Below are 12,551 nucleotides of genomic sequence, written 5' to 3' on the forward strand. Positions count from 1 at the left end.
CGCGGCGATAGGTTACATCGTCACTTCTTCAATCGCACCCAAATCAAGGGGTTGGTGCCGATGGTGTTAGGCTCACGCACGCACTGCAGCACTTCCCCTTCGACTTTGAGCACCGCCCCTTCGGAATAATTCTGGTTCTGGTAGACGCAACAGCGATTGCAGGGCTGCGCCGGCGGCGGATTGACGCCGCTTTTGGCCGTGCCCCAAATCTCCGGCGAAACCGGCAACACCACGTCCACATCGCCGCGATTGGCGGCGGCCAGGCCGGAAAACACCAAGACAGCGGCGGCTAAAACCCCACTGAGTCCATGCTTCATTCACTCTTCTCCTGCGCCTTGCCGGCGCTTTTCCTGCGTTTTTTGCCCCCGCTGGAAGGCGGCGGCGGCAACCCACGAAACGCCATGCTCGCCCGGCTCTGCTTGGCCTGATAAATCAGCTCTTGCAGCGTGCCGACCAACGGCTGCATAAAGTCCTGATAGCGGCAGGATTTCTCGCTGATTTGCGTCAGCGTGGCTTCCCAGTTGGCCGTCATATCAGGACGCGCAGCAAGATCCGGCAGCGAGTGAATCAACGCGCGCCCGGTTTCGCTGGAGTGAATATAGCGCCCCTTCTTGTACAGAAACGCCCGTTTGAACAGCAATTCGATGATCCCCGCTCGCGTCGCTTCCGTACCTAAACCATCGGTCGCCCGCAGGATTTTCTTTAACGCTTTATCTTGTACGAACCGCGCGATGCCGGTCATGGCCGACAACAGGCTGGCGTCGGTAAACGGCCGCGGCGGCTGCGTCTGGCGCTCCACCACTTCACCGCGCTCGCACAGCAGCTCATCGTCCTTGGCCACCACCGGCAGCGGCGCGCCTTCGTTTTCCTCGTCGCGCTCCTTGCTGCCCAGCAGCGTACGCCAACCGGCCTCCGCCAGGAAACGCGCCTTGGCGATGAATTTGCCGCCGGCGATATCCAGCTCGATCACGCATTTGCGGAACACCGCATCCGGACAGAACTGCATCAAGTACTGGCGCGCCACCAGCCCATACACATTCCGTTCATCCTGCGTCAGATTCACCTTGCCGGCGCGGGCGGTGGGAATAATGGCGTGGTGCGCATCGACCTTTTTATCGTCCCAGCAGCGGTTGCGGCGATCGCTGTCGATCACCGGCTGCGGATACAGCTCAGGCTGGTGCACGCTGATGGCGTTCAGCACCGCGTGGCGGCCGGCGAAATGTTCTTCCGGCAGATAGCGGCAGTCGGAACGCGGATAGGTGATCAATTTGTGGGTTTCGTACAGCCGCTGGCAAACGTCCAGCACCTGTTGCGCGCTGAGGTTATAGCGCCGGGCCGCCTCGATTTGCAGCGTAGAGAGCGAGAACGGCAGCGGCGCGGTATCTGATTCCCGTTTATCATTATAGGACGTGACCAGGGCAGGCTGCCCCTCGATGCGCTTGACCACGTGCTCCGCCAACGGCCGGTGCAGCAAACGCCCCTCTTCATCCTGATAAGGTTCGCAGGACTCGCTGGGTTGCCACAGCGCCACGAAGCGCTCTTCTTTCGGCGTGACGATGTGCGCCTTGACCTCAAAGAAGTCTTTTGGCACGAAGTTTTCGATCTCTTCATCGCGGCGCACCACCAATCCGAGCACCGGGGTCTGCACCCTGCCCACCGACAGCACGCCGTCGTAACCGGCGTTGCGGCCCAGCAGCGTGTAGGCGCGGGTCATATTGATGCCGTACAGCCAGTCGGCGCGCGAACGCGCCAGCGCAGACACGCACAACGGAATGAAATCACGGTTATCGCGCAGACGCTCGACAGCACGCTCCACCGCCTGCGGATTGAGATCGTTGATCAGACAGCGGCGCACGTTCTGGCGCTTCTCCGCCGTCAAATCCAGGTAGTCCAGCACCTCATCCACCAGCAGTTGCCCCTCGCGATCCGGGTCACCGGCGTGAACCACTTCATCGGCTTCGTGCAGCAGCTTTTTAATGGCGTTGAGCTGTTTGCTGACCGAAGGGCGTGGCTGCAAGCGCCATTTTTCGGGGATGATTGGCAGATCCGCCAACGACCAGCGCGCATAGCGGCTGTCATAGGCGTCAGGCTGGGCCTGCTCCAACAGATGGCCGACGCACCAGGTCACCACGTCGTTGTTGCCACAGGCGATATAGCCGTCGCCGCGGCGATGCGGCTTGGGCAAGACGTCGGCAATGGCGCGCGCCAAACTCGGTTTCTCGGCTATGAACAGTCGCATTAATCACCGTTTTTCTGGCTGAACGTCATCAAGAATTCTCTTACTTCTGCATAGTTCCCGCGGAAGACGATCCGCTGGGCTTTCTTTTCCAGCTGATAGCAATACATCGGATCGTAGTACTGCTGCAACAGAGGCGCCAACCACTCGCGGTGCGCGTCGCCCTGGCCGCTGAGGCGCTGCGCCCGCAGCGCCGCCTCCAGCCGCTGCGTCAACTGCTGGAAGCGCTCCAGGCCCAAACGGCGGCGAATGGCGAACAGGCCATGATGCAAATAGTCGTCGTACTGTCGCCAGCCCTCTTCCATGCCATAGGCCTGTTCGAACTGTTCGCGCATACCGTCGATATATTCGGCCTGCAAGCGCGCCAGACGAATATCGAACGGATCGTCGATCACCGCCACCGGCGCCTGCTGCATGCCGTTGAACAACGGCAACGGCAGATTGTTGCTGCCGATGATCCGCCCTTCGTCTTCCAGCACCCAACGGCGGCTGCCACCATGCTGTTTTTTCAGCAATAACACAGCCAGACGATTCTCAAAATCTATCTGCGAGCTCTGCCCCGCCAGCGTTCGGCCAAAAGATGAACCGCGATGGCGCGCCGCGCCTTCCAGATCGATGCCGTCGGCCAGTTCGTTGACCAGCAGCGTCTTGCCACTGCCGGTATTGCCGCCCACCAGGGCCATCGGCAATTGCGCGCTTTGCGTCAGTACACCGAGCAGATAATTGCGCAGCGCCTTATAACCGCCAGTGATACGTGGATAACTCACGCCGGCCTCGTGCAGCCATTGCTGCACCAGCTGCGAGCGCAGCCCGCCGCGGAAGCAGTAAATATAGCCTTCGGGCCGCGCTGCGCAGGCCGCCAGCCAGGCGGCGGTGCGCTGTTCGCGCAGTTTGCCGTTCACCAGGCTGTGGCCGAGCGCGATCGCCGCCTGCTGCCCATGCTGCTTATAGCAGGTGCCGACCGCCTGGCGTTCGCTGTCGATCATCAGCGGTAAATTCACCGCCTGTGCGAAAGCGCCCTGCTGAAATTCGATCGGTGCGCGCACGTCAATCAGCGGCACGTCCTGCAGGAAAATGCGTGGGTAATCGTCGCTGTCCGGCCTTCCTTGCATGTGGGACACTACACGACCTCGATCAGTGGTTGCCCGGTCTGTGCGGCATGCAATTCACCGATAGCGTTGAGGGTGATACCGTGCTGCCCGGCAATCGCCAGCACCTGCGCTTCCGCCTCTGGCAATACCGCCAACAGCAAGCCGCCGGAGGTTTGCGGATCGCACAGCAGCTGGCGCTGCAAATCGCTCATCTCGCCCACCAGATGGCCATAGCTGTCGAAGTTGCGCCCGGTGCCGCCCGGCACGCACCCTTCGGCGATATACGCTTCGACGTCCGGCAGCTTCGGCACCCGATCGAACCAGACCGTCGCCTGCAGACCGGAGCCCTGGCACACCTCGCTCAGGTGGCCCAGCAGGCCAAAACCGGTGATATCGGTCATCGCCGTGACGCCCGCCACCTCGGCAAAATCGGCGCCCGGCTTGTTCAGGCGGCACATCACTTCGGTCGCCAGGCCCTGATGCTCAGTGCGCAGTTTGCTTTGTTTCTCGGCGGTCGTGAGCACGCCGATGCCCAGCGGCTTGGTCAGATAGAGTTTCGCCCCGGCCTGTGCCGCGCTGTTTTTCTTCACCCGCTCGGTATTGACCACGCCGGTGACCGCCAGGCCGAAAATAGGTTCCGGCGCATCGATGGAATGGCCGCCGGCCAGCGCGATCCCCGCCTGCTGGCAGGCGAAACGCCCGCCGTCGATCACCTGCTGCGCCACCTCCGGCGGCAGCTTGGCGATCGGCCAGCCGAGAATGGCGATCGCCATAATCGGTTTGCCGCCCATGGCGTACACGTCGCTGATGGCGTTGGCGGCCGCAATGCGGCCGAAATCGAACGGATCGTCGACGATCGGCATGAAAAAGTCGGTGGTGCTGATGATGCCGACGCCGTTGCCGATGTCGTACACCGCCGCGTCGTCGCGGGTTTCATTGCCGACCAGCAGGCGCGGATCGACAAACTTTTCCCGCTCGCTGTGCAAGATGGTTTCGAGAACTTTCGGTGAGATTTTGCAGCCGCAGCCAGCGCCATGGCTGTACTGGGTTAAACGGATCGCTGGCGATGTCATAGTCCACTCCCTTCGGTAACGGCACTCAAGATAACATAGGGTAGCGCTTGCCGAAGGGATTGATAAGAGCGCGCCAGCGATAAGCGAACGGCCTGCTCAGAAACCATGCGATTTTGCGGGGTTTGGCGCATTTTCGCCGCGCCCCGCGGGAGAAAACTCAGAAATAGCTGACGAAAGGCGTGCTGTCCGGCGGCGTCACCTTGGTGGCGGCCTTCAGCTGCGGCGTACCCAGATAGAGGAAACCGACGATCTCGTCCTGCTCGCGGCAGCCGAAGGCTTCGCGCACCAGCGCATGCTCGGTCCAGGCGCCGGTGCGCCAGATGCCGTTAAAGCCCTGCGCCAGCGCCGCCATCTGCATCGCCTGCACCGCGCAACCGGCGGAAACCACCTGCTCCCAGCGCGGCACCTTGGTCTCTTCAGTGCAGTGCGCAATGACGGTGATGATCAGCGGCGCGCGGAACGGCGCCTTGGTGGCCTTTTCGATCGCCGCTTCGTCCAGTTGATCCTGTTTCGCCGCCGCCTGCAGCAGCTGGCTGAAGCGCTCCAGACCCTGATTTTCGATCATCACGAAACGCCACGGCTGCAGCGCGCCGTGATCGGGCGCACGCAGGCCCGCGTTGATGATATTTTGGCGCACTTCCCCCGCCGGCGCCGGTTCCGCCAGGCGCGAAGCCGAGCGGCGATTCAATAAAAGATCCAGAGCATCCATCGTAAACTCCTGATAACAATTTTCATTCCGGCCACGTTAACATAGCTAAACGACGAGTTACAGCCTCGGCAATAGCGTCTGTGTGCCACGATTTAAAGCTGACATTTCCCCGGACGCTCATTAGGATAGCGGAACATTCTCGACTCTTGTTGGAGAGCACATGCGCACATTGTGGCAAATTATTGCCGGCATTTTCCGGTGGACATGGCGTCTGCTGAATTTTATCAGGGAACTGATCCTTAACCTGTTCCTGGTCTTGCTGATCCTGGTTGGGGTTGGCATCTATCTGTCCTTCCAAAGTTCCTCCACCACGACGGCCCCGGCGCGCGGTGCGCTGCTGGTCGATTTAAGCGGCGTGGTGGTCGATCAGCCCTCGGTAAACAACCGGGTGCGGCAATGGGGCCGCGAGCTGTTGGGCGCCTCCAGCAGCCGTCTGCAGGAAAACTCGCTGTTCGACGTGGTCGATAGCATCCGCAAGGCCAAAGACGATAAAAACATTACCGGCATGGTGTTGCAGCTGAATGACTTCGTCGGCGCCGATCAGCCGTCGCTGCGCTATATCGGCAAGGCGCTGCGCGAGTTCCGCGACAGCGGCAAGCCGATCTTCGCCATCGGCGACAGCTACAACCAGACGCAATACTTCCTGGCCAGCTACGCCAACAAGGTCTATCTGTCGCCGCAGGGCGCGGTCGATCTGCACGGTTTCGCCACCAACAACCTGTATTACAAGTCGTTGCTGGACATGCTCAAGGTCACCACCAATATCTTCCGCGTCGGCACCTATAAATCGGCGGTCGAACCACTGATCCGCGACGATATGTCTCCGGCGGCGCGCGAAGCGGACAGCCGCTGGATTGGCGGCCTGTGGCAGAACTATCTGGAAACCGTCGCGGCCAACCGCCAGCTGACGCCACAGCAGCTGTTCCCGGGCGCCGCCGGCGTGCTGAGCGGCCTGCAGGCGGCCGGTGGCGACACCGCTCGCTATGCGCTGGACAATAAGCTGGTGGACGAGCTGGCCTCGCGCACCGCGATCGAAAATCAGCTGGTCAAGACCTTCGGCTGGGATAAACAGGCGAACGATTTCAACGCCATCAGCATCTACGACTACCAGCCGAAGCCGGACGCCAACCAGGGTGGCAAGATCGCCGTGGTCTTCGCCAACGGCGCCATCATGGACGGCCCGCAGACGCCGGGTAACGTCGGGGGTGATACCACCGCCGCCGAACTGCGTCAGGCCCGTCTGGATCCGGCCATCAAGGCCGTGGTGTTCCGCGTCAACAGCCCGGGCGGCAGCGTCAGCGCATCCGAAGTGATCCGTTCCGAACTGGCCGCCGTGCGCGCCGCCGGCAAACCGGTGGTGGTTTCGATGGGCGGCATGGCCGCGTCGGGCGGCTACTGGGTTTCGACGCCGGCCGACTACATCATCGCCAGCCCAAGTACCCTGACCGGTTCGATCGGCATTTTCGGCATCATCAACACCTACGAGAAAACCCTGGATACGCTGGGCGTGCACACCGATGGCGTGGCGACCTCGCCGCTGGCCGACATTGCGGTCACCAAGGCGCTGCCGCAGGAGTTCTCGCAGATGATGCAGCTGAATATCGAAAACGGGTATAAGAACTTCCTCGATTTGGTCGCCAAATCGCGCAAGATGACCCCGCAGCAGGTTGACCAAATCGCCCAGGGCCACGTCTGGCTCGGCAGCGACGCCAAGGCCAACGGCCTGGTCGATCAATTGGGCGATTTCGACGACGCGGTGAAAAAAGCCGCCGAGCTGGCGAAGCTGCAGCAGTGGCAGCTCAACTGGTTCGTCGATACCCCAAGCCTGAGCGATATGGTGCTCAGCCAGTTCGGCGTTTCCGTTCACGCCATGCTGCCGGCGGCGATTCAGGCCATGCTGCCCGCTCCGCTGGCCTCGGTCGCCAACGCGGTGAAAGAACAGCCTGGCTTGTTCAATAACCTGAACGATCCGCAAAACCGTTATGCGATCTGTCTCACCTGCGGAGAAGTCCGCTAACAAATAATTCTGCAGCCCGGCCATCGCCGGGCTTTTTTTCTGCCGCCATGCCCCTATAATTCAGCCCATCTTATCTTTGTTAAAATCATGACCATGCAAAAGAAATCCATTTACGTCGCCTACACCGGCGGCACCATCGGCATGCAGCGTTCCGATCACGGCTATATCCCGGTTTCCGGCCACCTGCAGCGCCAGCTGGCGCTGATGCCCGAATTCCATCGCCCGGAAATGCCGGATTTCACCATTCATGAATATGCGCCATTGATTGACTCTTCGGATATGACACCGGAAGACTGGCAGCACATAGCCGACGACATCAAGCAGAACTACGATCGCTACGACGGCTTCGTGATCCTGCACGGCACCGACACCATGGCGTTCACCGCGTCGGCACTCTCCTTCATGCTGGAAAACCTGGCTAAACCGGTGATCGTCACCGGCTCGCAGATTCCGCTGGCGGAGCTGCGTTCCGATGGCCAGACCAACCTGCTCAACGCGCTGTATCTGGCGGCCAACCATCCGGTGAATGAAGTCAGCCTGTTCTTCAACAACAAGCTGTTCCGCGGCAACCGCACCACCAAAGCGCACGCCGACGGCTTCGACGCCTTCGCCTCCCCGAATCTGCCGCCGCTGCTGGAAGCCGGTATTCACATTCGCCGCCAGCAAGGCATCGACAGCCCACCATGCAACGGCGCGCTGCGGGTGCACGACATTACGCCGCAGCCGATCGGCGTGGTCACTATCTATCCGGGCATTTCCGGCGCGGTGGTGCGCAACTTCCTGCTGCAGCCGGTCAAAGCGCTGATCCTGCGTTCCTACGGCGTCGGCAACGCGCCGCAGAAGGCAGAGCTGATCGACGAGTTGCGCGCGGCTTCAGAACGCGGCATCGTGGTGGTGAACCTGACGCAGTGCATCTCCGGGCGCGTCAATATGGAAGGCTACGCCACCGGCAACGCGCTGGCGCACGCCGGGGTGATCAGCGGTTTCGATATGACGGTGGAAGCCGCCCTGACCAAGCTGCACTACCTGCTGAGCCAGCCGCTGACGCCGGAACAAATCCGCGCCCTGATGCAGCAAGACCTGCGCGGCGAGCTGAGCATCAACGGTTAACCTACTGAACTCTGGAGCGGCGATGAAAACGGCCCTGTTGTTGATCGATCTGCAAAACGATTTCTGCCCCGGCGGCGCGCTGGCGGTCACTGCGGGCGACGCCGTCATCCCGGTGGCCAATCAGGCGATCGCCGCCTGTCTGGCGCGTGGCGAGCCGGTGGTGGCCAGCCAGGACTGGCATCCCGCCAATCACCGCAGTTTTGCGGTGAACTCCCATGCGCAGGTCGGCACCCTCGGCGAGCTGGAAGGCCTGCCGCAGGTATGGTGGCCGGTGCACTGCGTGCAAGGGAGCCACGGCGCCGATTTTCACCCCCAGTTACAGCGGCAACATATCAATGCCGTTTTTCGCAAAGGGCAGGATACGGATATCGACAGCTACAGCGCGTTCTTCGATAACGGCCACCGAGCGCAGACCGAACTGCACGGCTGGCTGCAATCACAGGGCGTCCGGCGGCTGGCAATCATGGGCCTGGCGACCGACTACTGCGTGAAGTTCAGCGTGCTGGATGCGCTGGCCGCCGGCTATCCGACGCAGGTGATCGTCGACGGCTGCCGCGGCGTGAATCTGCAGCCGGACGACAGCGAGCGGGCGCTGCAGGACATGGCGTGCGCCGGTGCGCAACTGGTTACCCTGTCACAATTCCTCGCCAACTAAATCCTCCAGGGCGCCATCAGCGCCCTCTCTGCGCGGTGGCGAAAATTTCGACGCCGCTCACAATATCGCCCTTCTTCTTCCCCAACGGCTTGTGAGCAGCAGGCGCTTTTGCTGTTATGGCTGCGACGCTTTTGGCGTCAATCGGTTATACGCATCCGGGGCCCACTGAGCCCGGCTTTATTGTGACCGCCCCTGGCGGTACGGTCGGCCTTGCCGACCCAAGGAGACAGACATGAAAATAACCCGAAAACTGCTGCCTTTGCTGGCGGCGGTGCAGTTGGCTATGGCCGGCGTAGGCACGGCCCAGGCGGCTTATCTCTCCGTCGGCTACTTCAACGGCGGCGGCGACGTCACCGCCGGCCCCGGTGGCGACATCGACAAGCTGGACGTCACGCAAATCACCCACCTCAACTATTCGTTCGGACTGATCTACAACGGCGAGAAAGACGAAACCAATGCGGTGTTGAAAGACCCCGCTCGTCGCCACCAGATCTACCTGTCGCCGAAGGTGATGGCCGATCTGCAACGGCTACCGACGCTGCGCAAGCAGAACCCCGAGCTGAAAGTGCTGCTGTCGGTCGGCGGCTGGGGCGCACGGGGTTTCTCCGCCGCCGCCGCGACTGCGGAAAACCGGGCGATATTCATCCGTTCCGCGCTGCAGGTGATCGCCCAGTATCAGCTGGATGGTATCGATCTGGACTGGGAATATCCGGTGAACGGCGCCTGGGGGCTGGTGGAAAGCCAACCGGCGGATCGCGACAACTTCACCCTGCTGCTGAAAGAGCTTCATCAGGCGCTGGGTAAAGGCAAGCTGTTAACCATCGCCGTCGGGGCCAACGTCAAAAGCCCGCAGGAATGGGTCGATGTGAAAAGCATTGCTCCATACCTCGACTACATCAATCTGATGACCTACGACATGGCTTACGGCACACAGTATTTCAATGCCAACCTGTACGATTCAAAGCGTTGGCCAACCGTGGCGGCCGCCGACCGCTACAGCGCCGATTTCGTGGTCAAAAATTATCTGGCTGCAGGGCTGAAACCGGCACAGATGAACCTGGGTATCGGTTTCTACGGCCGGGTACCGAAGCGGGCGACCGAGGCGGGTATCGACTGGGACAAGCCGGACGCCGCCAAACATCCGGTGACGCAACCTTACTTCAGCGCGCGAGAAACCGCCCTGTTCAACGCGCTGGGGCTGGATCTCAGCAAAGACACTTACTTTAAATACCACGATATCGTCAGTAAATTGCTCAACGATCCGCAGCATCGTTTTCGCGAGCACTGGGATGACGACGCCAAAGTGCCTTACCTGACGCTGCAATCCGCCGAAGGCAAGCCGCTGTTCGCAATCTCCTACGAGAATCCGCGTTCAGTGGCCATCAAGGCCGAATACATCAAAAGTCAGGGATTGGGCGGTGCGATGTTCTGGGAATACGGCGCGGATGACGACAATCGGCTGGCGCAGCAGCTGGCGGAATCGCTGGGAATTAAGGGCGAAAAACGGTGAATCGACGGGGCGATGGCGACATCGCCCCGCTTTCATTAGGGAAGCCTTACTGCGGTTTGAGTTTGGCCAACGGCTCGGCAACGAACTGCTGTTTCAGCTCTTGCTTGCTCTTCATCACGATCTGCCCGTCGGTGCCGATGCTCATGTGCTGCGGATCGACGTTGTTCATCGACTGCCACAGCATCACCGCCTGCAGGCTGTTTTCTTTTTGCTCCGGCGTCAGCGCCACGCCGTCCGGCCATTTGCCCAGCTCAACCGCCTGTACCAGGCGCTGGTATATCTCGGGCGTCATCGCCGCAATCAGATCTTTCACGTCCATCAGAGCCCTTCTCGCTTACGGATGAATAATTAGCTGAATCGATTTTGTTGGTTAAATTACCACTTAACCGGCCGTTTGGTCGCCATTTTCGCCATCGGTAAAGCTCAGTGAAGCGGAATTGACGCAGTAGCGATCGCCGGTCGGCTGCGGGCCATCGGGGAAAACGTGCCCCAGGTGTGCGTCGCAATGGCCACAGCGGATTTCAACACGATGCATATTATGTGAATTATCATCAAGATAACGGATAGCATCGGCGGAAACCGGCTCATAAAAGCTCGGCCAGCCGCAGCCGGAATCGTATTTGGTTTCGGAATAGAACAGCGGCTGGTTACAGCACAGGCAATGGTACACGCCCTCGCGCTTGTTGTGCAGCAATTTGCCGCTGAACGGCGCTTCGGTGCCGCGCTGTTGCGTCACATAACGTTGGATTTCATTCAGTTCCGTGACCGGATGACCGGGGGTTGTCTCTTTAGCCATTTGTGCTTATCTCTGAATGTGGATAATGTCAACGAAAACAATGATTAATAATAACAAAAAATTAACACCACTGCAGGGGTTTTTGGCCTAAACTGTAGCCCATAAAGGCCACGTCACGATGATATGTGATAGCGATCACACATCTTGCGTATGCTGACTTTATACTTGGCGGCTTGTCCCCATATAACGGATGAGGCCGAGCGCAAATGGACTGTGCAATAAGCGTGCAAAACCACCCTTCCGGTTTGACTTGCCGCAAGAATTGACACGATTCCGCTTGACGCTGGGTAAGGTTTTTGTAATTTTACAACCAACCTTTTATTCACTAACAAATAGCTGGTGGAATATATGACTATCAAAGTAGGTATCAACGGTTTTGGCCGTATCGGTCGCATTGTTTTCCGTGCTGCTCAAGAGCGTTCTGACATCGAGATCGTTGCAATCAACGACCTGTTGGACGCAGAGTACATGGCTTACATGCTGAAGTATGACTCTACTCACGGCCGTTTCAACGGTACGGTAGAAGTTAAAGACGGCCACCTGGTTGTTAACGGCAAAACCATCCGTGTTACCGCAGAGAAAGACCCGGCTAACCTGAAGTGGAACGAAGTGGGTGTTGACGTGGTTGCTGAAGCGACCGGTATCTTCCTGACCGACGAAACCGCACGTAAGCACATCACCGCCGGCGCCAAAAAAGTGGTTCTGACTGGCCCATCCAAAGATGCGACCCCAATGTTCGTGCGCGGCGCCAACTTTGATAAATATGCCGGCCAGGACATCGTGTCCAACGCCTCTTGCACCACCAACTGCCTGGCGCCACTGGCTAAAGTCATCAACGACAACTTCGGTATCGTTGAAGGCCTGATGACCACCGTTCACGCGACCACCGCAACTCAGAAAACCGTTGATGGCCCGTCCCACAAAGACTGGCGCGGCGGCCGCGGCGCATCCCAGAACATCATCCCTTCTTCTACCGGCGCAGCGAAAGCGGTTGGCGTTGTTCTGCCAGAGCTGAAAGGCAAACTGACCGGTATGGCGTTCCGCGTACCGACGCCAAACGTATCCGTTGTTGACCTGACCGTGCGTCTGGAAAAAGCGGCTACCTACGAAGAAATCAAGAAAGCCATCAAAGACGCCGCTGAAGGTTCTATGAAAGGCGTTCTGGGCTACGTTGAAGACGACGTGGTTTCCACCGATTTCAACGGCGAAGTGCTGACTTCCGTGTTCGATGCCAAAGCCGGTATCGCACTGAACGACAACTTCGTGAAACTGGTTTCCTGGTACGACAACGAAACCGGTTATTCCAACAAGGTTCTGGATCTGATCGCTCACATCTCCAAGTAATGGCATGATG

The 12,551-nt window shown here is 59.6% G+C and carries 12 protein-coding genes; 5 read left to right on the forward strand and 7 right to left on the reverse strand.

Features of this window, described 5'->3' with window-relative positions; all coding sequences use genetic code 11:
* Positions 1 to 20 precede the first annotated feature (20 nt).
* The 5 genes from ACJ8IM_RS00485 to ACJ8IM_RS00505 form a co-directional block, all read right to left on the reverse strand.
* Positions 21 to 317: a YnjH family protein gene (locus ACJ8IM_RS00485; protein WP_033654371.1), complete on the reverse strand. Its 297-nt coding sequence runs from the start codon at positions 315 to 317 to the stop codon at positions 21 to 23.
* Positions 314 to 2,239, reverse strand: a complete 1,926-nt coding sequence (locus ACJ8IM_RS00490) for a DNA topoisomerase III (RefSeq protein ID WP_033647606.1) — start codon at positions 2,237 to 2,239, stop codon at positions 314 to 316. The genes ACJ8IM_RS00485 and ACJ8IM_RS00490 overlap by 4 nt, the downstream gene beginning before the upstream one ends.
* Positions 2,239 to 3,348, reverse strand: a complete 1,110-nt coding sequence (gene mnmH / locus ACJ8IM_RS00495; protein ID WP_033654372.1) for a tRNA 2-selenouridine(34) synthase MnmH — start codon at positions 3,346 to 3,348, stop codon at positions 2,239 to 2,241. The genes ACJ8IM_RS00490 and mnmH overlap by 1 nt, the downstream gene beginning before the upstream one ends.
* A gap of 8 nt (positions 3,349 to 3,356) precedes the next feature.
* Positions 3,357 to 4,400, reverse strand: a complete 1,044-nt coding sequence (selD, locus tag ACJ8IM_RS00500; protein WP_033654374.1) for a selenide, water dikinase SelD — start codon at positions 4,398 to 4,400, stop codon at positions 3,357 to 3,359.
* A 157-nt stretch (positions 4,401 to 4,557) separates the two neighbouring features.
* Complete coding sequence (locus ACJ8IM_RS00505) at positions 4,558 to 5,109, reverse strand: NAD(P)H nitroreductase (RefSeq protein WP_004932204.1); 552 nt, start codon at positions 5,107 to 5,109, stop codon at positions 4,558 to 4,560.
* 160 nt (positions 5,110 to 5,269) lie between these two features.
* Between ACJ8IM_RS00505 and sppA the strand changes: the two genes are divergently transcribed.
* From sppA to ACJ8IM_RS00525, 4 genes are all read left to right on the forward strand, one after another.
* Positions 5,270 to 7,126 (forward strand): signal peptide peptidase SppA, encoded by a 1,857-nt coding sequence (sppA, locus tag ACJ8IM_RS00510; protein ID WP_033634806.1) that lies wholly within the window; start codon positions 5,270 to 5,272, stop codon positions 7,124 to 7,126.
* Between the two features lie 93 nt (positions 7,127 to 7,219).
* Positions 7,220 to 8,236, forward strand: a complete 1,017-nt coding sequence (gene ansA, locus ACJ8IM_RS00515) for an asparaginase (RefSeq protein ID WP_033638505.1) — start codon at positions 7,220 to 7,222, stop codon at positions 8,234 to 8,236.
* A 22-nt stretch (positions 8,237 to 8,258) separates the two neighbouring features.
* Positions 8,259 to 8,891 (forward strand): bifunctional nicotinamidase/pyrazinamidase, encoded by a 633-nt coding sequence (gene pncA, locus ACJ8IM_RS00520; RefSeq protein WP_033654376.1) that lies wholly within the window; start codon positions 8,259 to 8,261, stop codon positions 8,889 to 8,891.
* A gap of 232 nt (positions 8,892 to 9,123) precedes the next feature.
* On the forward strand, positions 9,124 to 10,401 hold the full coding sequence (locus ACJ8IM_RS00525) for a glycoside hydrolase family 18 protein (protein ID WP_033654377.1): 1,278 nt from the start codon (positions 9,124 to 9,126) through the stop codon (positions 10,399 to 10,401).
* A 46-nt stretch (positions 10,402 to 10,447) separates the two neighbouring features.
* Here ACJ8IM_RS00525 and ACJ8IM_RS00530 read toward each other — a convergent pair whose 3' ends face one another.
* Positions 10,448 to 10,720 (reverse strand): YeaC family protein, encoded by a 273-nt coding sequence (locus ACJ8IM_RS00530; protein ID WP_033634809.1) that lies wholly within the window; start codon positions 10,718 to 10,720, stop codon positions 10,448 to 10,450.
* A gap of 63 nt (positions 10,721 to 10,783) precedes the next feature.
* Positions 10,784 to 11,197, reverse strand: coding sequence for a peptide-methionine (R)-S-oxide reductase MsrB (gene msrB / locus ACJ8IM_RS00535; protein WP_004932219.1), 414 nt, complete (start codon positions 11,195 to 11,197; stop codon positions 10,784 to 10,786).
* Between the two features lie 348 nt (positions 11,198 to 11,545).
* On the opposite strand from msrB, the gene gapA reads away from it, so the two are divergent.
* A complete protein-coding gene (gapA, locus tag ACJ8IM_RS00540; protein ID WP_004932222.1) occupies positions 11,546 to 12,541 on the forward strand; it encodes a glyceraldehyde-3-phosphate dehydrogenase in 996 nt (331 codons plus the stop codon).
* Positions 12,542 to 12,551: the final 10 nt, after the last annotated feature.

This window comes from Serratia sp. CY33525, assembly GCF_052169115.1.
Lineage (GTDB): Bacteria > Pseudomonadota > Gammaproteobacteria > Enterobacterales > Enterobacteriaceae > Serratia > Serratia sarumanii.